The organism is Bacillus sp. PPSBB_2 (genome assembly GCF_045291115.1).
GTDB classification, from domain to species: domain Bacteria; phylum Bacillota; class Bacilli; order Bacillales; family Bacillaceae_G; genus Bacillus_A; species Bacillus_A cereus.
Map to the genome: position 1 here is coordinate 3055776 of NZ_CP147983.1, position 25006 is coordinate 3080781.

Sequence of the window (25006 nt, forward strand, 5' to 3'; positions counted from 1 at the left end):
CATATTTCACATGACAAAATAATACGATTTGATTATATTACTCCACTTACATTTCCCTTCTTCAACTAACTCTTTAAATCTTAAAGTCATTACATCCCTTCATACATGAAAAAATTCTCCTGTTCATTAATATTATATTTGAATAATTATTCATTTGACCGACCAGCGATGTTACGTTTTCTCGACAAAAAAACTCGCTCTAAAAAGAGCGAGTTTTTTCATTATATATTATTGACCTTTGTACATTGCATCTACTTGTTTTTGAAGTTCCTCATTTTCTAAGAACTCATCATAAGTAGCCTCTTTATCGATTACACCGTTTGGTGTTACTTCGATAATGCGGTTTGCAATTGTTTGCACGAACTGATGGTCATGAGATGTGAATAAGATTGTACCTTTGAATGCAATTAAACCGTTATTTAATGCTGTGATTGACTCAAGGTCTAAGTGGTTCGTTGGATCGTCAAGTGTGATTACGTTCGCACCACTTAACATCATTTTAGATAACATACAACGAACTTTTTCGCCTCCAGATAATACAGAAACGTTCTTCTTAACTTCTTCACCTGAGAATAACATACGGCCTAAGAAACCACGTAAGAAGCTTTCAGACTCATCTTGTGGAGAGAATTGACGTAACCATTCAACTAAGTTGTAATCACTGTTCTCAAAGTACTTAGAGTTATCTCTTGGGAAGTAAGATTGAGAGGTTGTAACACCCCATTTGAATGAACCGCTATCCGGCTCCATTTCACCCATAAGAATTTTAAATAATGTTGTCATCGCAATATCGTTACGGCCGATAAATGCAACTTTATCACCTTTATTTAAAGTGAAGTACACATTATCTAACACTTTTTCACCATCAATTGTTTTAGACAGACCTTCAACAGTTAATAAGTCATTTCCTACTTCACGCTCAGGTGTGAAGCCAACGAATGGGTAACGACGTGATGACGGTCTAATATCATCTAATGTAATTTTGTCTAATAATTTTTTACGAGAAGTTGCTTGTTTCGCTTTAGAAGCGTTTGAACTAAAGCGTGCAATGAAGTTTTGTAACTCTTTTACTTTCTCTTCTTTTTTCTTATTAGCATCTTGTGTTAATTTTAAAGCTAATTGGCTTGACTCATACCAGAAGTCATAGTTACCAACATAAAGTTGAATTTTACCGAAATCAAGGTCAGCCATGTGCGTACATACTTTATTTAAGAAGTGACGGTCATGGGATACTACGATAACTGTGTTTTCAAAGTTCATTAAGAAGTTTTCTAACCATTGAATCGCTTTTAAGTCCAAGTGGTTGGTAGGCTCATCTAATAATAGAATGTCAGGTTGACCGAATAAAGCTTGAGCAAGTAATACTTTTACTTTCTCTGCCCCAGTTAATTCTGACAATTTCTTATCATGAAGGTCTTCACCAATACCTAAACCTTTAAGAAGAATTGCAGCTTCTGACTCAGCTTCCCAACCGTTAAGCTCAGCGAACTCACCTTCAAGTTCAGCAGCGCGCATTCCATCTTCATCACTAAAGTCTTCTTTCATGTAAATAGCATTTTTCTCTTGCATTACTTTGTAAAGTTGCGTGTGACCCATAATTACTGTTTCTAATACTGGGAACTCTTCATATTCGAAGTGGTTCTGTTTTAATACTGCTAGACGCTCACCTGGCGTAATATGTATGTCACCTGTTGATGGTTCAATTTCTCCAGATAAAATCTTTAGGAATGTAGATTTACCAGCACCGTTTGCTCCGATTAAACCGTAGCAGTTACCTGGCGTGAATTTTATGTTAACATCTTCAAATAATTTGCGATCCGCGAAACGCAAACTAACGTTACTTACTGTAATCATTTGTGTCCTCCTACTAATACCGCTTATTTCAGCGTTTTCTCACCGATTGTCTTAAAAAATCGCATATTACGACTCAATTATTGTAGACTATAGCTATTATATAGTAGAAGCTGGATGAATAGCAACGGTTGATTACCTTTCTACAATGAAATCGGATAGTTTTTGTCCATTCCCCTAGCTATTGTATGTATATCATCGACCTCTTTCTCATATAACCTTTCACTGCTCATTCTGTAATATATCGGATTCATTTTCATCTGAAATATTATATACCGAAAAAACTGTAGAGAAATCATTCCCTACAGTCTCTTCTTATTTCGTATTTATTATTTTCTCTTTGTAACTCTTCATTTTACTCGTTAACCCTATTAACGCCGGTAATAATATCGGCATCACAATTAAAGCTAATAGAAGAAGTGCAACGCCAACTACTGATGCAACTTGTATAAGTGTTAATACACCTGATGGAATTAATGCCGCAAATGTCCCGCCTAAAATTAGCGCCGCTGATAATACAACTCCTCCTATATGACGAGATGCAGTTACAATTTTCGTTACCGAATCCCCTTCTATCTCGTTATAGCGCATCATTACGAAAATACTATAATCCACTCCTAAAGCGACAATCATAATGAAGCTAAAGAATGGAACATTCCAGCTTAATGAATCTACATGTAATACATGTGCACTAATTTGTTCGCTTATACCGAGTGATGCGAAGTACGCTAATAGTAATGAGCCAATAATAAATATTGTGTTTAGTAATGAGCGTGTAATTACGATTAATACAATCGCAATTCCAATTAACATAATTGTAGCTGTACGTAAGAAATCTTGCCCTGTTACTTCTTTTAAATCAACGTTTCTAGCTGTTGTTCCGCCAATTGCTGTTTTCGCATCATGTAATTCCGTTCCCTTTACAGTGCCATCGATTGTTTTATTGATTTCTTGAATAATTGGCATCGCTTCTTTTGAATACGGATTTACATCTAAAATGATAGTCATTTTAGCAATTTTTCTATCCTGTGACATGTACGTGTTCAATGCTTTTTGGAAATCCTCTCCCTCTAGCACTTCTTTTGGAATATAAAACTTCTCAGAGCTCTTCGATTCATTGAGCTCCCCTAAATATTTTTGTGCGTCATGCAGGCCATTACTTACTTTTCCAAGCCCTTCTGTACTTTTAGATAAACCGGATTGTAATTGCCCCATCTTTTCTTGCAGGTCTTTAAGGCCCGTTAAAAGTTGTCCTTGCCCATCGTTTATTTTCGTTAATCCAGATTGTAACTCAACTGATTTATTTGCAATTTGTTTTGAACCTGAAGAACCTTCATTTAATCCATTTTTAAGATCGGCTGCTCCCTTTTGTAACTTATTAACTCCATTGCTCATTTCTTTTAAGCCGTTATCCACTTTCAGTAACGATTGATTCGCTTCTTTAAATGAACTCATCGCCGTTTTGTGCTGTGTTGCTAATTGATTTAATTCATTTGAAAGTACGCTTAATTTCTTTTGAGCCTCTTTAGCAATTCCTATCGTTTGTTGTATGTTTGGATCATTCGCTAATTCTGGTTTCGTTTGAACGAAATTGGTCATTAACATTTCAATTTGTTCATATCCCTTTTTCGCACCATCAATCGCTTGAGAAATACTTCCGAAGTATTGATCGTAAGAGTTTAAACCTTTTTCTAACTGTGCATAACCAGCATGCAGCTGCGACGTTGCATTAGATAGGACATTTATATTTTCGTTTACTGAAGCTAAACCACTCTCAATTTGCTGTGCTCCTTGTGCACCGTCGTTTATGCCATTTGATAATTGATGTAAAGCTGTTCCTAATGCTGATACCCCGTTTTTCGCCTCGTTCGTTCCATCAATTAATTTTTGAACATTCGCAAGACTATTTGAATCATTACTTCCCATTTTATTTTTCGCATCTGTTAATCCATCATTAATTTCCTTTATGCCACCATCGGCATCTCCTAATCCTGTATTCAATTCTCCCGCTTGCTTATTTAAATATAATTCTTTTATCTTCTCACCAGTTGGACGTGTTGGTGCATATACTTCTGACACACCTTTTACTTTCAAAATCTTATCAGTTAGTTCATCTAAAGTTTGAAGCGAACTCGCCTCATCTAACTTGTTATTCGATTGAATGACTAACGTACTTGGTGAAGAAAAACCAGGTGGAAAATGTTCTTCTATTACGTTAATCCCCATTTTCGACTCATATTTATTGTCTACTTCAAATAAATCGTTGTAATTAAGTGTATTAGAATACTTTAATATGAAAGGAATTGATATCACGAATACAATAATTAAAGCTACAAATGGTCTCACTACTGAGTTTTTCGCAAAGAATCCCCATAGACGACTGTCTTCATGACCTTTAAATGTTTTAACGGGATAAAACATCCCTTTTCCTAAAAGCACCATAAAAAACGGATTTAACGTAGTTAATACTAGTAATAAAACTGCGACACCAATTGCTACCGCTGAAGTAGATTGATATAATTTAAAACTTGCTAACGCAAGTGATGCAAAACCAATTAGCACCGCAATTCCGCTATATAATACAGTTTTACCTGCTGATTTAAATGTTTCTTTTGTAGCTAAAAATGCATTTTCTTGTTTACTTAATTCTTCTTTAAACCTCGTATATAATAAAATATTATAATCTGTTCCTACCCCAAACAGGACGACGACTACGAACACTTGTGTAAAGTTTGAAAATGGAAAATTAAATTGATCTACAAGCTGAGCAATAATCCCCATTGAAACTAAATACGATATACCAACTGTAAGAAGAGAAACAATTGGAACAACTGGTGAACGGAATACGAGGATTAATACTACAAGAATGAAAATGATTGAAATAACTTCTGTCTTTTTCACTCCCTCTTGAGAGGATTTAAGAAAATCACCCGCTATTAAGTCACTTCCTGTTAAATACGTTTTTACCTCTTTCGTTTGCACTTTTTCATGAAGATTATTTGAAACCTTTGATATTTCACCGTGTTTTTTATCTATCGATATTTGCGTTAAAATAGTCGTATTATCTTTAGAAACTAATTGTTTCTCCAAGTCTTTATTGTCTAAATGTGAAACAACTTCCTTAATTCCTAATTGCTCTTTTTCATTTTGCAGGGCGTTGATTGTTTTTGTTATTTCCTTCTTTTGTTCATCTGTTAAAGCTGCCTTATTGCCACTATTAAAAACGGCTATAATTTCATACTTTTCAACCCCTTCTTTATCCATCTCTTTCATCATCTTGTCAGCAATACTGCTTTGCTTTGTATTAGGGATTGTAATTTTCCCTTTTTCCTTCACTAATTTATCCATATTAGGCATCGTTACGACCATTGTAATAGTAATAACTATCCATAATAGAAAAGATAAACTTCTCCAACTTTTTAACTTGCTCATTTGAATCATCTCCCGTTTTGAAAGTTTCACGTTAGTAACGGAATGAACGTTCATTCCTATTATTCTATTACGTTATTTTGTAAATTCTATTAAACTAGCCTTTCCGGAATGAATGTTCATTCCCTTAGTTACACAAATATCCTTTCCTACTCTCATTTTTTTAAATCTATTTAGGAATGAATATTCATTCCTGTCCTTATAAAGCTATAGAATCAAATAATTCTAATAGCGTTCCAAGAGCTTTCTTCTAATTCTTTTACTAACTCTTTCGAGTATTCTAATTGCCCTGTTGCAATTACTTTCGTTAATTTTTCTAGCGGTTGATATACAATAATAATTAAAGCAACTGGAGGCAATGGACGAAGAAAACCTTTTGCGATTCCATCTTCAATAATATTCATAAAGAAGCCTATAAAATCATCAAATATTTTCTTACTCTGTTCATCAAGAAAATAACTATCACAGTGAGAATTTGTAAATAAAAAAGCATCTACATTGTTTCTCGCAAATTCAAATAAACGGTTGTACGTATGACTAAACTGTTCACGAATATTTGCTTCAACAGGAAAATCCGTTTTTATTATTTCAGAAAGCTCTAACATACTTTTTGAAAATAATGAGTTAACAAGTGCCTCTTTATTTTCAAAATAGCGATAAATAGTACCCGCACCGACTTTTGCCTTTTCAGCGATCATTGGAATTGTCGTACCATCGTAACCACGCTCTGCAAAAAGTTGCATCGCAGCATCAAAAATATCCTCTTGTTTGTTTTTAGCCATTTTTTCCACCTCTATTTTCAGGAATGAAAATTCATTCCGTTTTTAATTATAAATTACAGGGAATAAAAGTCAAGTGCGTGACAACGTATAGTTGCGATTCTATTCTCTTGTATGTGAATAAAATTATATCAGCGATTTTCAGGATATATCAACTTACCGACAAAAATTAATACGATGAGATGGAGCTATCCCAAAATTTTGTTCGAAACAACTCCATCTTATATGCAAATTAAAAGAAATCATAAATAAACGGCTTGCGCACTGGTACTACATTCTCAAATGCCCGTATTTCCTCTTCGCTTCCGCTAATTAATTCTAATTCATTTAGTTCTAATGGGCGTTTGTATCCAAGCAGTATTGTGGATAGTGCATTTATATCTAGCTTGATCCCTTTATCCATTGGTTCTTCTATAATTGCTATTTCATAATTTGCAAGTCTCACCGATACATTATTCCACGGTGCAAATGAATCTGTAATATGTAAAATGACTTCTTGTTGTACATTGTTCCAGTTTAACTCATACTGTTTTAAGAACTGCTCTACATCTACAATTCTTCCCATAAAATATGGTTTTATTTCTGTTTTCACACGTGGTTCTTGCAATGTATATAACAACTGTTCGTTTTCACTTACTTTCATTTCAAGCTCTTTAATCATAGAATCATGCTGGCAAATAAAATTCCATAGACCATTTCGTGCTTCATTATGCAGTGGTACAAATTCTTCTACTGTCATTTTATAGTTTTCTATTTTGTATAACATGTAACCTGCTGCCTTTTTATTTTCATCATAGTAAATCGCTAATGTTAAATCATCATAAACCGCTTGTAACCACCAGTTCTTCTCTCGAACTAACATACATGAAAAACGTTCTGCAAATGCTTCATAGAGCTTCTCGACTTCTTTTGGATGATTTTCTTTATTAAAACGTTTCACAGTACCATTTACTTGTTTTTTCATCACTAAATCGCTCTTACTTATATGACATTTGAGTAGATTCGCACAAAGTTCCCAGCCGTATTTACGGTAAAATGAAACAGCAAATGGGTGTAACATAGAGACTGTATAGCCATCTTTTTTCATTCTTTGAAGTGAATGTTGAAGTAGCTCTTTTACATACCCACTTCTTCTGTACTCTGGATACGTCGCTACTCCTGCAACGCCACCCATTTTAAATTTTTCTTTACCTATGTAAATATGAAACGGGATGAGGTGTAGTTTTGCAGCTAAGTCTTTCCCTTCCATAATGCCGTATATTTCATGACTTCCCTTCATTTTTGTAAGTTGCTGCTGTAATCGTTCCTCATCTACTTTATATTGAAAAGCGTATTCTGATAAACGTAATGCTTCTCTGAATTTATCTTCTTTTAATTGTATGACATTCATATAATTCTCCTCCATTCCCTTTTTGAATTGTATCATAATTCTCACTATTATAGTTCGGTAAGTGAAATTACAAGGACGTTTTAACAAAAAAGCAGATACATCACGTATCTGCTTTCCACCCTTTTTATTTAGCTAACTTTTGAAGTTCGTCAAAGAATGTAGGATATGATACACCTACTGCTTCTGCATCTTCAATAATTGTTTTTCCTTCTGCTAGGCAGCCAGCAATTGCAAGCATCATTCCGATACGGTGATCACCATAACTATTTACTGTATTGCCTTTTAGAGCTGATTTTCCGTAAATGATCATACCGTCATCAGTTGCTTCTATTCGAGCTCCTAGTTTCGTTAACTCAGCAACTACTGTATCAATACGGTTTGTTTCTTTTACTTTTAATTCGTGTGCATCTTTAATTACTGTAATTCCTTCTGCTTGCGTTGCCGCTAATGCGATTACAGGAATCTCATCGATTAGTCTAGGGATAATATCTCCGCCAATTTCAATTCCTTTTAATGAAGATGTTTCGATTGTAATATTTGCAGCTGGTTCTGATGCCCCTTCGTTAATTAGGTCTACAGTGAACGTAGCACCCATTTTTTCTAAAACATCAATAATACCTGTACGGGTTGGATTCATTCCTACATTTTGTAATACTAGTTTACTATTTGGGATGATTGCACCTGCTACTAAGAAAAATGCTGCTGATGATACGTCACCGGGCACTTGAATGTCTGTTGCTGTTAATTTTTGTCCACCTGACAGCTTCACTGTTTTCCCTTCGCGAGTTACTTTAACACCAAATGCTTCGAGCATTCTTTCCGTATGGTCGCGTGAAATATGTGGTTCTGTAACAGCTGTTACACCTTCTGCACGAAGACCTGCAAGTAAAATAGCTGACTTTACTTGTGCACTTGCAACAGGAGAAATATATTCAATTGCTTTTAAATCTCCGCCACGTATTGTTAACGGTGTAAATGTTCCTTCTTCTCGGCCGTCTATGTTTGCGCCCATTTGTTTTAATGGGTTTGTTACACGCTTCATCGGTCTTTTTGCGATAGATTCATCACCTTGTACGCAAGAGAAAAATGGTGTGTTAGCTAATATACCTGACATTAATCGGATTGTTGTACCAGAATTACCAACATCTAATACAGCTTTTGGTTCTTGTAAACCTTCTAATCCTTTACCAACTACAGTAACCTCATCACCGTTTTGCGTAATTTCTACTCCCATTTCTTTAAAACATGAAATCGTACTTAAACAGTCTGCACCGGGCAAGAAACCTTTAATTGTTGTTTTCCCTTCTGCAATAGAACCGAACATAACAGCACGGTGTGAAATGGATTTATCACCTGAGATTGTAATATTGCCATTCAATCCGTTATTAACAGGTTGTATTGTTCTTTCTTTCACGTTTTTCACCTTCTCATTTAAATTGTTTCATAAGTTTGGTATTCTTCTTCTCCAAGCGCTAGTTTTGCTTTCATACGATCTTCTTCCCTTTGGAAGCTAATACGTAATACCCCAAGCAGTCCTTCACGCGCTTCTAATATTTGCAAGTTCGTAATACTAATTTCCTCGCGCGCCAAAATACTCGTAATATGAGCCAATGCCCCCACCTTATCTAATACATCGACGTATAAGTCGTGATAGGCAGGAATTGCCCCTCTCTTTCTTACTGGTAAAGAATCACGGTATTCTTTCGCATCTGCAAAATAGTTTTGAATCTCGCATGCATCTCCGGTAGAAACTGTTTTATATAAATCTTCCATTTCAGAGATCCACTCTTTTAATAATACCATTAAATGCTCACGATTTTGCTTTACAATATCACTCCACATTTTCGGACTACTAGATGCGATACGTGTAATGTCTTTAAACCCTCCAGCAGCTAGCTGATGAATGAGCGGATTATCTCCTGCATGTTTCTCTACTTGCTTCACTAAACCTGCTGCGATAAGGTGCGGGAAATGACTAACGATTCCTGTTACATAATCATGTTCTTCTGTATTTAAAACAAGGAAATGTGATCCCGTTCCTTTTAACCAATCTTTTAACTCTTCCACATGTTCATTTGGCACATGATGCATCGGTGTTAAAATGTAAAATGCATTTTCAAATAAATGCGCTTTTGCACTTTCAACTCCCGTTTTATGAGAACCTGCCATTGGATGTCCACCAATGAAAGATACTTCCTTTGAAAATAAAGTTTCTGCTTCATTCATAATCGTGCCTTTTGTACTACCAACATCAGTCACTATAACATCTTCTCGTAAACGGAATGACGCAAGTTTGTGTAATAGCTTCTTTGTTTCTTCAACTGGAGAAGCAAAAACAATTAAATGTGCCTCTTCACATGCATGCTGTAAATCAACTGCTATTTCATCTACTACGTGTAATTCTTTTGCACGCTCTACTTGTTCTTGAAATATATCATAACCTGTTATCGTTACATCGTGCTCTTTCTTAATTGCTAATGCGAGAGAGCCTCCGATTAAACCAGTTCCAATTAATACTACCTTTTTACGCATTTTCCTCATCTCGAGACTTTCTTTTTTTATTTTCAAAGTGTTGTTGTAACACTGAAATCACCCCTTCATTTTGCTCCCTTGTTCCGACTGTAATACGGATACCATTCGGGAACGGACGAATAATAAATCCTGCATGTGCACAAGCTTCATAAATCTCTCCAGCATTCTCAACTGGCAAGAAGATGAAATTTGTTTGCGATGGATAAAATGGAATATCATTTTCCCTACAAAAGCTCTCGTATTGTTGTAATCCTTCTGTATTCACACGAACTATTTCTTCAATAAACTCGTCATCACCAAAAGCAATCGTCGCTGCTTTTTGCGCTAATGAAGATACGTTAAATGGCAAACGAACGACATTTAATTTTTCGATTAATTCTTCCTGTCCAACCGCATATCCAACGCGGAAAGAAGCTAATCCGTACGCTTTAGAAAATGTTCTAAGTACAAGAATATTTTTATGTTTTTCTAAAAGCGGTAATGTCTCTGGGAAATCTTTTGCTGTTACGTATTCATAGTACGCTTCATCAATGACAATTAACGTATTTTCACTAATACCTTCAATGAATTGAGTCAATTTTCGGTCATTCACATATGTGCCTGTTGGATTGTTCGGGTTACAAATCCATACAATTTTTGTATCGTTATCTACTACTGAAGAAATTTCTTCTAAGTCGTATACACCGTTATTTAACGCAACTTCCTTCACTTCGCAACCTTCTATAATGGCATGATGACGATACTGTGGGAATGTTGCACCTGTTGTTACAATGTTATCTCCCGCTCGTAATACGGCGCGGCTTATTATTTGAATGATTTCATCTAAACCACTACCACAAAGTACTTGTTCCATTTTCACATGTAACTTATCTGCGATTGTTTGACGGAGCGTTGTAGCACCTCCGTCAGGATATAAAGCATGTTCCAACCACGATTTTTGCAACTCATCTAAAACACGTGGCGAACAGCCGAATGGATTTTCATTCGATGCTAATTTCACAAACGAATGATCTCCGTACACTTCTTTCATTTGTTCTGGTGATTTACCTGGTTTATATGGTTGTAATGATGATAGTTGATCTTTTACTTGCACGTTAAACCCACCTTTTTATTAAAATTCTTTTGCGTAGTTATTGTGTTGCATAATGTTTTGTTTTAATAATTCCATACGATCTTTTCCGAATTGTTCGACTAGTGCATCTGCAAGTTCCCATGCCACAACAGATTCAGCTACTACACCCGCCGCTGGTACTGCGCAACTATCAGATCTTTCAATACTCGCTTGGAATGCTTCTTTCGTATCAATATCAACGCTTGCTAACGGTTTGTATAAAGTAGGAATTGGCTTCATCACGCCTCTTACGATAATTGGCATACCTGTTGTCATACCGCCTTCTAAACCGCCGGCATTATTCGTTCTTCTCGTGTATCCTTTTTCTTCATCCCACAGAATTTCATCATGCACTTTGCTTCCTGGTTGTCGTGCCGCTTCAAAACCTACGCCGATTTCAGCACCTTTAAATGCATTTATACTCATAATTGCACCAGCAAGTTTTGCATCTAATTTACGATCGTAATGGACGTAACTACCGACGCCAATCGGCATACCTTCTACAATGACTTCCACAATACCACCGATTGAATCTCCACTACTTTTTGCGTTGTCAATCGCATTCATCATTTCTTGCTCTACTTCTTTATCTAAACATCGAACTGGTGAGTTTTCAGTAATTGTTTGAATTTCTTCAATCGATAAGTTTGAAATATGTTTTGCTTTTACTCCACCAATTTCAAGAACATGTCCTGCAATTTCCACGCCTAATTCGCTTAAAATTTGTTTTGCAACTGCACCAGCAGCTACACGAACTGTCGTTTCTCTTGCAGATGACCGCTCTAATACGTTTCTTATATCACGATGACCATATTTAATTGCTCCATTTAAATCTGCATGTCCGGGACGTGGTTTTGTAATTGTACGTTTCATGTCTTTACTTTCTTTTTCCGAAATTGGCTCTGCACCCATTACTTTCGTCCAATGTTTGAAATCATCATTTTTTACAATTAACGTAATCGGTGATCCAAGTGTCATCCCGTGACGAACACCACTTACAATTTCAACTGTATCTGTTTCAATTTGCATACGTCTTCCGCGTCCATGACCTTTTTGTCTTCTTAATAATTCTTTATTAATATGTTCCGCCGTAAGTGTCAAACCTGCTGGTACACCTTCTAAAATAACTGTTAACTGCGGTCCATGTGATTCTCCAGCTGTAATGTATCTCATTTCTCTTGCCCCTTTACTATTTTTTTGTACAAAAAAGTCCCTACTGAGCGCTCAGTAGGGACGATGTTTATCGCGGTACCACCCTAGTTGTAGACTTCTTTCGTCTACCTCTCTTCTTCTTTAACGATCGTTTGACCGTCTTACCCTCCAAAAGTTGTCGGGAAAGATGCTCCAAGGCTGTAATTCATGCTTACCTTTGTACTGATTCACACCGACCATCAGCTCTCTTTAACAGTGAGATAAGCACTACTGTTTCCTCTTCAACGCATATATGATATGGAATTAAGATAATTTATTTTTGAAACCTTTTAACTCATCCATGAATCTATGGAATTCTGGAATGTCCATTTGTTGTGCAGAATCTGATAATGCAACTGCTGGATCTGGATGAACTTCAGCCATTACTGCATCTGCGCCAATTGCAAGTGCCGCTTTCGCTGTTGGTAATAATAAATCTCTGCGTCCAGTTGAATGTGTTACATCAACGATAACTGGTAAATGTGTTTCTTTCTTTAAAATTGGTACTGCAGAAATATCTAATGTGTTACGTGTTGCTCTTTCGTATGTGCGGATACCGCGCTCACAAAGAATAATTTGATCGTTACCTTGCGCAATGATGTATTCCGCTGCGTTAATGAACTCATCAATTGTTGCTGCTAATCCACGTTTTAATAATACTGGTTTGTTAACTTTACCTACAGCTCGTAATAAATCGAAGTTTTGCATGTTACGTGCACCAACTTGAATTACATCAACGTAGTCTAATGCCATTTCAACATCGTTCGGATTTAAAATTTCACTAATAATTGCTAAGTCAAACTCGTCTGCTACTTGACGTAAAATTTGAAGTCCTTCTACTCCCAAACCTTGGAAATCATATGGAGAAGTTCTCGGTTTGAATGCACCACCGCGCATTAATTTTAAGCCTTGGTCTTTCATCGCTTGCCCTACTTGACGAACTTGTTCTAAACTTTCTACTGCACAAGGTCCCATGATGAACGTTTGTGTTCCGTTTCCAATCAATTCACCTTTTACATCAACGATTGTATTTTCTTGTTTCTTTTTACGTGATACTAGTAACGCTTTACGGTTATCATCTTCTTGTAACTCTAAGCTTGCTTTGAAAATCGTTTTGAAAATATGTTGAACTGTTGATGTTTCGAATGGTCCTTCGTTATGCTCTGCAATCATATCAAGTACTTCACGCTCACGTACTGGATCAAAGCGTTTCGTACCTTGTACTTGCTTTTGCTCTCCAATTTTTTGAACAATTTCACCACGTTTGTTTAAAAGGTGTAATAGTTGTAAGTTAATTTCATCTACCTGTTTACGTAATTGATCTAATTCATGATTTGCCATTTGGAAATCCTCCTCTAATGTTTTAAAAGTATAGTAAGAGAATAAAAAATTCTCTATTTTCTGAACTGACTAATTATACAAATTCATAGTGGAATCGATACCTCTTCTTATTTTAAACTGATAATTCTTACAAAGACATGAACTACTAGTTAAAAATCCACTTTTTTGTACAAAAAAGCCCTACTGATCCAATCAGTAGGGACGATATTTATCGCGGTACCACCCTAGTTGTAGACTTCTTTCGTCTACCTCTCTTCATTGTTAACGATCATCTGACCGTCTTTCCCTTCATAAAGACAATACTATCTTTACTACGAAAAAGATGCTCCAGGACTGTAATTCGCTCTTGTTTATGTACTGGTTTGCACCAACCACCAGCTCTCTGTTACAGGGAAACAACAACTACTGCTTTTCCTTTCAATGCATGACTATTTAATTTTCAAGTTGAACCACTAAAATACAAAAAGTCCCTACTGAATAAATCAGTAGGGACGATATTTATCGCGGTACCACCCTAGTTGTAGACTAACTTTCCGTCTACCTCTCTTCACTGTTAACGATCAATTGACCGCTTTTTCCTCATAAAGACAAACTATCTTTATTACGAAAAAGATGCTCCAAGACTGTAATTCATGATTATCCCTGTACTGGTTCACACCAACCACCAGCTCTCTGTTACAGTAAGACTAACCACTACTGTGATCTCTTCATTGCACTTTGTTTATTCAAATGTTTTTGAAATTGAATAAGTATGATTCGTATTATAGAACGCTTTTCAAAACACTGTCAACAACTTTTTATATATTTTTTTAAATTCCACTTTCGTCCTATAATTCTTTTTGTAAATCACCCATTACAATTCCTATGCGAATTATTTCATTTTCTAGTAAATGTAAAACATATTCCTCTACTTCATACTGAACTAATAATTCTTTTATTTTTATGATTTCTTTTTCAAATAAAACGGCTTCGTGACATGTTTGTAGTAAAATAAAAAACACATTTGCAAATATTTCTTTATGCGCTTTCATACTTTCTTTTTTATGAAGCATTTCAATCAATAACTGCTTCATTTCCTCACCTGCACATTTACCATGTACACTTGAAAATGCACGAGACATAATACATAATCCTTTTTCTAATATTTCATCCATGTATAAAATAATACGTAAAAGCATTACATATTCTCTTGCAGTTATCTCACCCATTTTTGGTCGTTCTCGCAAAAATACACTGAGCCAAGCTGTCCAAAATTTTTGTTGTTCTTTTATACTTAATGTTTTGACGTAATAGCATAAAAACTGCATAAACTTAATTTTATTTTCTTCATTTTCTAGTATGAGTAACGGGTATAACCAATCTGTTTTTTGCTCCCAATATAGTACACATTTAATAAATACAAAGCTAAGCCATTTCAAGAAAGCTTCTCTCGTATGCGGATGTAATACTTCCAAATGTTCTATCGCATACTTAATAAATCGCTTCATTTCTGTAAATAAAGGTAGATTTATTTGCGTGTAACATAAGCCGGCCCATGCATATTCCGTAATCTCATTTTGTTTTTTTAAATCTAAGTATGGTAACAAATATTTTCGGCACCATTGTTTTTCAATATGATATAGGAATGTAATATCTGCTATTAAACGAGCAAACATAAAGTTTGTTCGTTCCGAATTAACTCTTACTTGTTCTTCAAATAAAAATAAATATTCATATACATTACGATCGTATAAATGATCATATGATAACAACTTTAATAATACAGCCGTCATTTTTCCAACTGGATGCTGAATTGATTCATTATAAAAATCTTGTTTCCCAAGCTTAAAGTCTGTATCACTCTTCATAACTTGAGGAAACACTGAAAAAGCAAATCGTTTTACAACACGTATACTATTCTCTTCTAACTCTTCTAGTCGATTACTAATTTCATATAGAAAACTACTAATTAACCAATGAAAAGCAGTATTTCTAACAAATTTCTGCAATAGCGGAATAATTTTTTGGATTTGCTCATTCGTCAATCCTCGATTATTTCGCCATTCTCTAATACAAACAAACCATACTTCATTACTTATTTCTTGCACTCCTACTAATTGGTATGCAAATGAAATACTCCACTCTGTGTTTAATTTACATGCTTTTGATAACATCTCTAAAAAATGGCGTTGTTCAAAAACACCATCTTGCGAAAATTGCTGAACTTGCTTCATAATTTCAACATCTTTCAGCTGTAATAATCCGTCAGCAGTTACATTACAAGTAATGCTTTCTGCTGTATCCTCTTTCTTTTGTACACTGTATCGTTCAGAATGAAAATGAGGATGCTTTTGCTTCATTAACTCATACCCATTTGCCGTAGATGGGCTATTCGAATCACACTTGAATAATAAGTCTAATACGAGACATGCATCAAATACCCTCTCTTCTGTAAGATGCTTTATTACAGTTCGAGTGACTTCTTCTTTTGTTTTTTCTAAACAATGTGCATAATGCCTTTTTAAAAGTTGAAAAACTTCGTGTTTATAAGTGAAATCTAAAAGAAGTCCTTCATGTAACAACCATTTCATTTTGTCATCTACACGAACAAAAATATTTTTATTCATCGCATCAATTGCAATTCGCTTTTGAAGTACACTATTTGCTTCTATCATTTCTGTAATATAATAATCCGCTTTTTTCTCATTGTTTTCGCATAAATAAGTTAGACACTCTTTTACAATTCGTATTAAAAATGCAAGGTCATTTTGATGAAACTCTTTCTCTACATTTTCCTTATTTCTTTTTTTCAGTGCCGTTTGTCTTAACGACAACATTCTCAATTTTTCTAATCCAATCATCATAATTGGAACAGCATAATAAGCGATATATGGCCTCATCTTTTCGTTCCAAATTTGCTCCACATGAGAAAATGTAGATACTGGTAAGCGACTCGATTCCTCGAGTTCTATTGATTCTTGCGTATCATTTCCCCATTTTCTTACACGTTTCAACTTCAGTTTTCCGTCTAAAATAAAAGTTAGTAACAATAAGGCAATTTCTTTATGCTCAGGAAAAGAACATTTTTGCAGTAACTTAGAAATCTTTTCTATAGAGCTACTATCTTTTTCAGCTGTTTCTAATAAAAGGAGTGTCCACCTTGCAAACAACAACGGGTCCATCTTACTCTTCGTTTCGTTTAAGTAGTTACAAATTGTTCTCCATAATAACGGTGATATTTTAGAATAGTTTTTATAAATTAATTGAAATAATTCTTTCTGATGACTAAAAAGAAATTGTTCCACTAACCATTCTGCAAGTAATTCATCTACTTCATTATAGTTTGGCGTAAGCATAAACAAATTTTGTAATTTACCTTCTGCTTCTAACCATTCGACCCATTCATAATCATGAGCAAATTCCACAAAGTAACGTACTGTTTCAATTTTTTTAATCGATTGCTTTATGTATGATAATTGTTCCTGTTCTACTGACGGGGGAACCGTTACAATATCCCGAATACGCATTCTTTTCGTAATATAATTATCACCCATTAATTCAGCCCAGCGTTTTACCGCTTTTACAAGGGATTGATGATTATTCACCTTATTCGGATACACAATTGGTCTTATCCCTAAATGTTCCCAGTGGTATGTATTTTCTCCTTGTGCGACAAAAGCAAATCGTCTTGTACTTGGTGGTAAACCAGTTGCTAAATATTTCATTACTGGGTCATTATGACTATATCCAACGAATAAAACGGTGTAATTTGAGAATAGATCAACTAAAAACCTTCTCGCCCACCCTTCCGTTAAGTAAGCCCTTCCAAAATCACCATCTGTTAAAATTAAAGCCTCTTTCTCCTGTTCTACATTACCATGTATGTAAGCAAGACCTTTAAAAGCTCTCCCAGTCGGTAAAGCTGGAGCGTAATAAACATTGATATCTCTATTTATTTCTTTAATTGCAGTTGTAAAATGTTGATCAAAATTTGTTGTTACAATGCGGATATCTGTATCTAAAGGAAATAACCTTGGAATTGCATAATGCAATGGATTCGGTTTTGATTTCTCTATATGAACGAGATCTCTTGCGACTTGATGTACATCTTTTGTTTTCGCAATTTTGCCAAGATAATAATCATGTGGCTCTGTTATTTCACGTTTTTCGACATATAACGTTTTTGCAATTTCATCAACTAAATCATCAAAATTCGGTAAGTTTGATTTCCCTTTCATAGAAACTCCCGCTCCAACAAATAACACTAACTTTCCTTGCTCAAGGTGATCAATTAACTCATCTGGAATTTCTACTTCTGAAGTAATCCACATCTTGGATTCCCCCTTACCTAAAAATGTCATACACTCTCATTTTACTATAACATTTTTTCATTGTTTTTATAATATTTAGACTAAATTCCGAACATGAAAAAGTTTTATGTAAATAAATCCGTTACAATGTATGAACTCCAGAATTTATTGAAAAACTATGTATAAATCGGAGGTGTAAATTTTGAATGATTTCACAGTAGTGCTTATCAAGTTTATATCGTGCATTATCGCATTTAGCATTGGGCTTGCTTTATTTTTCCCTGCAACGTTTGTTCAAATTATTTCATTCAGTCTCTTTGTTACAATCGTATCCTACATGTTCGTTGATAAAATTATTTTAAATCGAATTGGCAATACTGGTGCCATTATGTCGGATTTCTTATTAACATATTTAAGCGTATGGATTTTTGGTAATATTTTATTAGACAACTATATGCAAATTGCATGGGGCAGTATCCTTTCTGCCATCGTCTTCACTTTATCTGAAGTAATCGTTCATCGCTTCTCTAACTCTCATACAAGGCACAACAATGATAACATTCGTATTAATCGCCGCTTTGCATATGGTACAGAGTTTGCTGAAGAACAAAATATATTGGATAAAGATAAGAAAAAGTAACGTTTTAATGCAGGAGCGCCCTTTTTAATTATGTGGTGCTCCTTTTTGTATTTTTTCATTATGGTACGTGAAATTATATAAGTGATTATTTCAAAATACCGAATTACTAACAATATTTGACGCTATTTTTTCTAATAAAAAACTGCCTCTTATTTAGAGGCAGCCACTTTTAAGTCTTTTACTGCAACAACATCCGCAAACGCTCCCAATACTGCGTTATGATGTTTCACAATATCTTCAGCACGTAACACTTCTGTATTAAATGTACTATGCGCATCACTCACTAACGTTACTTTATACCCTTCACTACATGCTCTGCGCGTTGTCGTATCTACACAATACTCTGTTTGCATTCCCGAAAGAATAACGTGTTCAATTCCTTTCTCTTGTAACACTTCGCTTAAGTTTGTATTATGGAATGAATCTGGAGTCGTCTTTTCAACTATATTATCTCCTTCTTGCGGAGCGATGGCCGCATGGATTCGCCATCCATCCGTACCTTTTTCTAACGGATGGTCTTTAGGACCGTTATGTTGGATATAAATAACTGGAATATCATTTGAACGACATTCCCTAATAAGCTCTTGCAATGTTTGTAAAAACTTTCCCCCATTATGTACTGGCATTCCAGCTGTATACATACCCGCTTGCACATCAATTACGATTAATGCTTTTTTCATTTCACACATCCCCCTTTATTTGTATAAGCCATTATTATTGTTTATATTCCATCATCCAACAATCTTCTAATTTCCCCTCATGCAACTCATGTTCCTTTAAAATCTTTACTTTTTTAAATCCACTTTTTTCATAACACTTTATTGCTCGTTCATTATTTACTTTCGGATCCATTGCAATTGCTTCTGCTCCCATTTCACCCATAATATATGTAATTGCTGCCTGAACGAGTTTTGTTCCAATTCCCTTTCCCCAATAGGCTGGTTCACCGATAAATTGGTCCATACCCCATACATTTTGTGATTCTTTATAGCCATATAACGCTTTCCACTCTGAATCCACTGGGTACATTTGTATGTAACCAATCGGAATGGTATCAAATTCTATTAAACATCTTTTTTCATTACTGTTTGGACTATGTATAAAATGATCAAGCACCTTTTCTACAGATTGCGGATTATCTCGTCCTTCGTAATACCGCAGGACTGCTGGGTCCGTTAACCATTTAGAAATGATAGATGCATCATCTTCCATTACGTATCTAATCAATAAACCTTCTTTTTGAAAAAGCATATTATACCTCTATTATTTCTTTATATTTTTTCTTGCTGTTACATCTTTCATTGCACCTACTAATGCATATGGTAGTAATGTAATCGCAAAAAATGCTGTAAATACGTTAAGTTGCGGGATTGTATAGAGTGTGAACCATTCGGTGAAAAATTGAGAATTTAATATTCTATTAAAAAACTCTCCGCCTGGCCTAAAGTTTGGCGCCCACGCAGTGATTTCACACAAAATAAAGTGAAACTTTAATCAGTGGGGGTTTTGTTCATCCCCCACTGATTATTAGTTGAACCAATCGGGGTCTTACTGCCCTTTAATGCGGGGTAAACAGTAACTGAACAATAAAAAATGCCCCTAGATAACGAAACCAAGTCCGTTTCCATATAGGTTGTGCATTTTTTAATATATCTCCCATCTTACCCCCTCCTTAAATATCCATCATATTAATTATACACTTTCCTCACTTTATTTGTTAAAATTTTCTATATAATTAATGCTGTTGGGGGGAAATACATTATGTCTAATCCTATACTTACATCCACTTTAATCATTCTTAGAGGAAACTCCTCAAGTGGTAAAACAACGATTGCAAAACAACTACAAGAACATTTCGGACAAGGAACACTTTTAGTATCACAGGATGTTGTACGTAGAGATATGCTTAGAGTACACGACACAATGGGTAATTTATCACATGATTTACTATTTGAAATTACGAAGTACGGAAAAGGAAAATGTGAATTTGTTATTTTAGAAGGTATATTGAACAGTCATAGGTATGGTGAGATGTTAAAAGAATTAATTCGTTATTTTGATGAAAATGCATTTGCATATTACTTTGATTTATCATTAGAGGAAACTATTAGACGACATAACACAAGAGACAAACGACATGAATTTGGTGAGGATTCCCTACAAAAATGGTATAATCCGCACGATACTATTAAGGTTGCCACAGAAACTATTTTTACAGATAACTTTACGCAAAAAGATATATTTGATGCAATTCTTAATGATGTTGCGATCGAAAAACAAGCCTAACATAATATGTTAGGCTTGTTATGTATTTTGTATTTCAGTTTTTATAATTAAACAATCTATACATAAATAATAGTATATATTCATTTCCCCAAACTGGAAATCAACTACTGAAATAAGTCCACGTTCCTCAATATCTTGAGTAATTGTAGCAACATATTTCATCTCTTTCGCACAAGTTGGACACGCCAAATCCTTTGGAAGATCATCATATAATGGTACGCCTAATAATCTACATACATATTCAGAACCGAACAAGTCAAAAGCTTCCCAGTAACTATCTTCATCTGTAGGTATATCTTCATTTTTCATATTTATAAGCTTTACCGTTGTTTTTGGTAATGAAGCTGGTAACTTATCTTCCTCTTCCATTATCCATTCTTCTGTATTTTGCTGCTTTATGATTTGAACTGTTTTACCTCCATCACTTAACTGAAAATATTGCGGTTCCCACACCATCGCGCAGTTCAAGCATGAAACGAATGGTAAAATATTTAGTTCATTACTTTTAAGTTCAGCAAGTCTCCCATCTTTTAAATCAAAACAGGGAATTTGATGCATCTTCTCACCGCATAACTTACATACTGGCAAATTACAATCTTGACCGCCAAAGTAATGATTATATGAACCTCTTCCTTCAATTACTCTATACCCTTTCCGCTCATTACAATGTGCGCCATATAATTCTATTGTCATATTCTATCCTCGCCTTTTATAAGAATGATTCACAAAATGATAATAATTAAGACTAAAAAACATCGTCTTCCTGAATAGTTTCCATAATAAATTCTTTTAAACTCGGAGATATTTCTTCCATTTCGTCATCCGCGTGATACCAAATATATATTTTATCATCCATTTTTCCATTATTTATTTTAAAGCACAATTTATCCCCTGAACCATCGTCACCAATTATGATAAGATTTTCTGGTATAGACTCATCTCTCATGTCAATATTTTGTCTAACAATATCATCCCAAGTTTTCGTTACATTTCTATTATCTTTAATCGGATATAGTATCCATTTCCCTATTTCAGCATTATTAACTAATTTAATAAGATCCCTATATTGATTTGGGAAAGCAGCACCTAGCTTTTCTTCCGTTTCTTTTATTTGCAACTCCAATACACCTTGTTTCTTTGTTTCAATATATTCTCTTACTTCTTTCATGAAATACACCTATCCTTTGAACTTAATTACACTATTATGAGTGAAAGTGTTTAGTAAACGATTTGATCCGATTTATATATTTCATTATACGTTAACCCTTCGTTTTCAACATACTATTCTTCTCTACTTCTCAATAACCTTCTGTTCTACTTCCTTACCTCATTCTTAATAGTTTTTCTAAACATGAGACAATTTTTATGTTTTATTACAGGTTTATTAATAAGTCATTTAAAAATCCTATTATACTTCCACTAAAAAAATAAAAGCCAGCCTCAATAAAGAGAACTGACTTCTATTTGGATCATTATAGTTACTATAAAATTTTTACTTTAACAGTTTTTCTTCCCCAATTCATAGCTTTACTTTTTGACCCCATTAATACATCAATACGATTACCTTTAATTGCGCTTCCAGTATCACCAGCGATAGCTTCTCCATAACCTTCTACCCATACTTTAGATCCTAATGGGATTACTTTCGGGTCAACTGCGATAATTCTCATATTCGGATTTACCGTTAAATCATGCCCCATCGCAGTTAAAACGCGTCCACCATATGTACCATTTTCACTTGGATCAGCAGTATACGCTGTCGCTACTACCGTTAATTCACGTTTAGCAGACTGTATGTTGTTTTTAGATGCTTCTTTCGCTCTCTCTTCTTCTTTAGCCTTTGCTATTTCTCTTGCTTTCTCTTCTTTAGCTTTTGCTATTTCTCTTGCTTTCTCTTCTTCTTTAGCTTTTGCTATTTCTCTTGCTTTCTCTTCTTCTTTAGCTTTTGCTATTTCTCTTGCTTTCTCTTCTTCTTTAGCTTTTGCTATTTCTCTTGCTTTCTCTTCTTCTTTAGCTTTTACTATTTCTCTTGCTTTCTCTTCTTCTTTAGCTTTTGCTATTTCTTGCACTTTTTCTTCTTCTTTAGCCTTTGCTATTTCTTGCACTTTCTCTTCTTCTTTAACTTTTACTTCTTCTTTGATTTTTGCCTCTTCTTTAGGCTTTACTATTTCTTGCGCTTTTTCTTCTTCTTTAACTTTTACTTCTTCTTTGACTTTTGCCTCTTCTTTAGGTTTTACTATTTCTTGCGCTTTCCCTTCTTCTTTAGGTTTTACTATTTCTTGCGCTTTCCCTTCTTCTTTAACTTTTACTACTTTTGCCTCTTCTTTAGGCTTTACTATTTCTTGTGCTTTCGTTGTTTCTTTCGCTTTTGCTACTTTCTGCGTCTTTACTTCTTTCTTTTCTTTAACTGATTTTTGTACTTTCGCTACTTGCTTCGTTTTCTCTTCAGTTTTCTTTTCAGTTGGTGCTGTACTTGATAGGAAAGAAACGTTTGCATAAGCAGTTTTTCCTTTATACTCAAATTGCAACCATCCGTCTTTTACTTGATGCGTTGATTCAATTACATCATCTTTTTTTAGTCTGCCAAGAATTTCTGAATCTGTGTTTGCTTCAGTACGTACATTTAACAAATTCGCCGTTACATGATATACATCTTTTGTAAACTCCGAACTTACAAACACTTCTTTACCATTCAACTCAATTTTTGACCAGCCATCTTCGGTATTTATGACTTTTAATTCTTGCCCATTCTTTACTTTTTCGACCACTTTTGATTCTGTAGTCGGTTTTTCACGTACGTTAAGTACATCTGCTGTTACGATTGTTTCTGCGGTAGCAGTTGTGGTAAACGCTCCCAATCCAAAAACAGTTGCTGTTGCTGCGCCAATTACTTTTTTCATATTAGCCTCCATTAAATTTTTTTGAATTTTATCAAATGCCTCCGTAAAATTGTATAATTTTACATAATATCAAAACATTTGCAACAGTATATTAATATTGTTTAATATACTGTTATTAAAACTCCTTACTCCAATACTATCAAATTCTCATTTCTAATTCTATATATTATAAATCTCCTTATCTTTTATAAAAGCTCCATGCCCTTCTTCACACTAAATAGTTGTGGCAATTCCCGCCAAAAATAAACTTACGATTGCTAAAATTTGAGTAGCGACTATAGCCCCTCTTAAATGAAACTTATAATCTTTATAACCTTTCATACCTTCCGTACTAGGAATCACAACAAACCTTGGAGTAATCCAGCAAAAAATTAGCCAATCAATTATAAGTAAATCTACTAAATTGAAAATCATTAAAATACCAAAAGTGTGTAAATAGGCATCCATATACATTAACTTTTCATGCTTATGTAGTATATATGTAGAAACGAAAGGACTACCGAAAAGAATAGTATTATATACAATATTAAAATAAATGGTTTGCTTTTTTTCATGAATCGATTTTGGAAAAACTACTTTTTGAATATCTTTCGGATAATCAGTTAACGAAAGTCGAGGATTATAATATAAGGACCCTAAAATCATTACGGATAGTACAATAGACATGATGACACCAACGTACATCATTTGCTCAAATTGATTCATATGCTTCATTCACCCTTTTCTGTAATTACTATGATGGTCATTCACTTAATTACATATTGTATGTACGTACACAATCAAAAATTAACAACTAGCTTTAATAGCGAAGCAAAATTGTTGTAATGCAAATGCAAATTTAATACAGTGGAAGCCTAATTGATACAGATAGGATTGGTGAAACCTATGAAAATTGAACATATTGCAATTTGGGTAAATGACTTAGAATGTATGCGTGATTTTTATATGAAATACTTTAATGGTAAAGCAAACTCTTTATATCATAATAAAACGAAACAATTTGAATCTTATTTTATTACGTTCGAATCTGGAGCAAGACTTGAACTTATGCGTAAAAAAGGGATTGAAAATAAGCCTAATTTAAACATAACTGGCTATGCTCATATGGCTTTTTCTGTCGGTAGTGAAGAACGTGTGAATGAACTGACAAAGGTGATAAAAGCTGCTGGTTATCCTTTATTGAATGGACCACGTTTTACTGGAGATGGCTATTATGAAAGTGTAATAGGCGATCCGGAAGGTAATCAAATAGAAATTACGATTTAAC

The 25006-nt window shown here is 34.5% G+C and carries 19 protein-coding genes, 1 pseudogene and 3 other annotated features; of the genes and pseudogenes, 3 read left to right on the forward strand and 17 right to left on the reverse strand.

Going from position 1 to position 25006, the window contains the following annotated elements; translation table 11 throughout:
• Positions 1-228 precede the first annotated feature (228 nt).
• The 10 genes from V6946_RS15385 to V6946_RS15430 all read right to left on the reverse strand — a co-directional run bounded on the left by V6946_RS15385 (position 229) and on the right by V6946_RS15430 (position 17934).
• Positions 229-1854 carry an ABC-F family ATP-binding cassette domain-containing protein gene (locus V6946_RS15385; RefSeq protein ID WP_000633864.1) on the reverse strand — a complete coding sequence of 542 codons (1626 nt, stop codon included), beginning with the start codon at positions 1852-1854 and terminating at the stop codon, positions 229-231.
• A 312-nt stretch (positions 1855-2166) separates the two neighbouring features.
• Positions 2167-5283, reverse strand: a complete 3117-nt coding sequence (locus V6946_RS15390; RefSeq protein WP_144596324.1) for an MMPL family transporter — start codon at positions 5281-5283, stop codon at positions 2167-2169.
• A gap of 212 nt (positions 5284-5495) precedes the next feature.
• Entirely contained in the window at positions 5496-6062 is a 567-nt protein-coding gene (locus V6946_RS15395) for a TetR/AcrR family transcriptional regulator (RefSeq protein ID WP_001107299.1), read from the reverse strand.
• A gap of 229 nt (positions 6063-6291) precedes the next feature.
• A complete protein-coding gene (gene eis, locus V6946_RS15400) occupies positions 6292-7449 on the reverse strand; it encodes a GNAT family N-acetyltransferase (RefSeq protein WP_366981460.1) in 1158 nt (385 codons plus the stop codon).
• A 124-nt stretch (positions 7450-7573) separates the two neighbouring features.
• Complete coding sequence (gene aroA, locus V6946_RS15405) at positions 7574-8863, reverse strand: 3-phosphoshikimate 1-carboxyvinyltransferase (protein ID WP_366981458.1); 1290 nt, start codon at positions 8861-8863, stop codon at positions 7574-7576.
• A gap of 17 nt (positions 8864-8880) precedes the next feature.
• On the reverse strand, positions 8881-9981 hold the full coding sequence (gene tyrA, locus V6946_RS15410; RefSeq protein ID WP_001228137.1) for a prephenate dehydrogenase: 1101 nt from the start codon (positions 9979-9981) through the stop codon (positions 8881-8883).
• A complete protein-coding gene (hisC, locus tag V6946_RS15415) occupies positions 9974-11074 on the reverse strand; it encodes a histidinol-phosphate transaminase (RefSeq protein ID WP_006928562.1) in 1101 nt (366 codons plus the stop codon). The genes tyrA and hisC overlap by 8 nt, the downstream gene beginning before the upstream one ends.
• A gap of 18 nt (positions 11075-11092) precedes the next feature.
• Entirely contained in the window at positions 11093-12265 is a 1173-nt protein-coding gene (gene aroC, locus V6946_RS15420; RefSeq protein ID WP_006928560.1) for a chorismate synthase, read from the reverse strand.
• A gap of 53 nt (positions 12266-12318) precedes the next feature.
• Positions 12319-12538 (reverse strand) — a binding site (T-box leader).
• A gap of 9 nt (positions 12539-12547) precedes the next feature.
• Positions 12548-13624, reverse strand: coding sequence for a bifunctional 3-deoxy-7-phosphoheptulonate synthase/chorismate mutase (locus V6946_RS15425; protein WP_001273575.1), 1077 nt, complete (start codon positions 13622-13624; stop codon positions 12548-12550).
• A gap of 194 nt (positions 13625-13818) precedes the next feature.
• Positions 13819-14054 (reverse strand) — a binding site (T-box leader).
• A gap of 54 nt (positions 14055-14108) precedes the next feature.
• Positions 14109-14344: a binding site (T-box leader), on the reverse strand.
• A gap of 107 nt (positions 14345-14451) precedes the next feature.
• Complete coding sequence (locus V6946_RS15430) at positions 14452-17934, reverse strand: DUF4020 domain-containing protein (protein WP_006928558.1); 3483 nt, start codon at positions 17932-17934, stop codon at positions 14452-14454.
• Between the two features lie 181 nt (positions 17935-18115).
• Between V6946_RS15430 and V6946_RS15435 the strand changes: the two genes are divergently transcribed.
• Positions 18116-18553 carry a YndM family protein gene (locus tag V6946_RS15435; protein ID WP_000997702.1) on the forward strand — a complete coding sequence of 146 codons (438 nt, stop codon included), beginning with the start codon at positions 18116-18118 and terminating at the stop codon, positions 18551-18553.
• Positions 18554-18702: 149 nt separating this feature from the next.
• Here the strand turns inward: V6946_RS15435 and V6946_RS15440 are convergent, their stop codons facing one another.
• From V6946_RS15440 to V6946_RS15450, 3 genes and pseudogenes are all read right to left on the reverse strand, one after another.
• Complete coding sequence (locus tag V6946_RS15440; protein WP_000709539.1) at positions 18703-19233, reverse strand: cysteine hydrolase family protein; 531 nt, start codon at positions 19231-19233, stop codon at positions 18703-18705.
• Positions 19234-19267: 34 nt separating this feature from the next.
• Complete coding sequence (locus tag V6946_RS15445; RefSeq protein WP_000898772.1) at positions 19268-19804, reverse strand: GNAT family N-acetyltransferase; 537 nt, start codon at positions 19802-19804, stop codon at positions 19268-19270.
• Positions 19805-19816: 12 nt separating this feature from the next.
• Positions 19817-20213 (reverse strand): annotated as a pseudogene (locus tag V6946_RS15450) (YfzA family protein).
• 101 nt (positions 20214-20314) lie between these two features.
• On the opposite strand from V6946_RS15450, the gene V6946_RS15455 reads away from it, so the two are divergent.
• Positions 20315-20839, forward strand: a complete 525-nt coding sequence (locus tag V6946_RS15455) for a kinase (RefSeq protein ID WP_000070150.1) — start codon at positions 20315-20317, stop codon at positions 20837-20839.
• Positions 20840-20857: 18 nt separating this feature from the next.
• On the opposite strand, the gene V6946_RS15460 is transcribed toward V6946_RS15455, so the two are convergent.
• From V6946_RS15460 to V6946_RS15475, 4 genes are all read right to left on the reverse strand, one after another.
• Complete coding sequence (locus tag V6946_RS15460; RefSeq protein WP_149149719.1) at positions 20858-21532, reverse strand: hypothetical protein; 675 nt, start codon at positions 21530-21532, stop codon at positions 20858-20860.
• A 52-nt stretch (positions 21533-21584) separates the two neighbouring features.
• Positions 21585-22007, reverse strand: a complete 423-nt coding sequence (locus tag V6946_RS15465) for an SMI1/KNR4 family protein (RefSeq protein ID WP_006928545.1) — start codon at positions 22005-22007, stop codon at positions 21585-21587.
• 313 nt (positions 22008-22320) lie between these two features.
• Positions 22321-23739, reverse strand: coding sequence for a cell wall-binding protein EntB (gene entB / locus V6946_RS15470; RefSeq protein ID WP_406622061.1), 1419 nt, complete (start codon positions 23737-23739; stop codon positions 22321-22323).
• Between the two features lie 213 nt (positions 23740-23952).
• On the reverse strand, positions 23953-24444 hold the full coding sequence (locus V6946_RS15475; protein WP_001071240.1) for a hypothetical protein: 492 nt from the start codon (positions 24442-24444) through the stop codon (positions 23953-23955).
• A gap of 180 nt (positions 24445-24624) precedes the next feature.
• Between V6946_RS15475 and V6946_RS15480 the strand changes: the two genes are divergently transcribed.
• Positions 24625-25005 carry a VOC family protein gene (locus V6946_RS15480; RefSeq protein ID WP_006924503.1) on the forward strand — a complete coding sequence of 127 codons (381 nt, stop codon included), beginning with the start codon at positions 24625-24627 and terminating at the stop codon, positions 25003-25005.
• Position 25006 lies beyond the last annotated feature (1 nt).

Bases quoted from the DNA above. Each gene is read 5' to 3' on its own strand.
- V6946_RS15385 (WP_000633864.1), bottom strand. From the start codon at position 1,854: ATGATTACAGTAAGTAACGTTAGTTTGCGTTTCGCGGATCGCAAATTA.
- V6946_RS15390 (WP_144596324.1), bottom strand. From the start codon at position 5,283: ATGAGCAAGTTAAAAAGTTGGAGAAGTTTATCTTTTCTATTATGGATA.
- V6946_RS15395 (WP_001107299.1), bottom strand. From the start codon at position 6,062: ATGGCTAAAAACAAACAAGAGGATATTTTTGATGCTGCGATGCAACTT.
- eis (WP_366981460.1), bottom strand. From the start codon at position 7,449: ATGAATGTCATACAATTAAAAGAAGATAAATTCAGAGAAGCATTACGT.
- tyrA (WP_001228137.1), bottom strand. From the start codon at position 9,981: ATGCGTAAAAAGGTAGTATTAATTGGAACTGGTTTAATCGGAGGCTCT.
- aroC (WP_006928560.1), bottom strand. From the start codon at position 12,265: ATGAGATACATTACAGCTGGAGAATCACATGGACCGCAGTTAACAGTT.
- V6946_RS15425 (WP_001273575.1), bottom strand. From the start codon at position 13,624: ATGGCAAATCATGAATTAGATCAATTACGTAAACAGGTAGATGAAATT.
- V6946_RS15430 (WP_006928558.1), bottom strand. From the start codon at position 17,934: ATGTGGATTACTTCAGAAGTAGAAATTCCAGATGAGTTAATTGATCAC.
- V6946_RS15440 (WP_000709539.1), bottom strand. From the start codon at position 19,233: ATGAAAAAAGCATTAATCGTAATTGATGTGCAAGCGGGTATGTATACA.
- V6946_RS15445 (WP_000898772.1), bottom strand. From the start codon at position 19,804: ATGCTTTTTCAAAAAGAAGGTTTATTGATTAGATACGTAATGGAAGAT.
- V6946_RS15455 (WP_000070150.1), top strand. From the start codon at position 20,315: ATGTCTAATCCTATACTTACATCCACTTTAATCATTCTTAGAGGAAAC.
- V6946_RS15460 (WP_149149719.1), bottom strand. From the start codon at position 21,532: ATGACAATAGAATTATATGGCGCACATTGTAATGAGCGGAAAGGGTAT.
- V6946_RS15465 (WP_006928545.1), bottom strand. From the start codon at position 22,007: ATGAAAGAAGTAAGAGAATATATTGAAACAAAGAAACAAGGTGTATTG.
- entB (WP_406622061.1), bottom strand. From the start codon at position 23,739: ATGAAAAAAGTAATTGGCGCAGCAACAGCAACTGTTTTTGGATTGGGA.
- V6946_RS15475 (WP_001071240.1), bottom strand. From the start codon at position 24,444: ATGAATCAATTTGAGCAAATGATGTACGTTGGTGTCATCATGTCTATT.
- V6946_RS15480 (WP_006924503.1), top strand. From the start codon at position 24,625: ATGAAAATTGAACATATTGCAATTTGGGTAAATGACTTAGAATGTATG.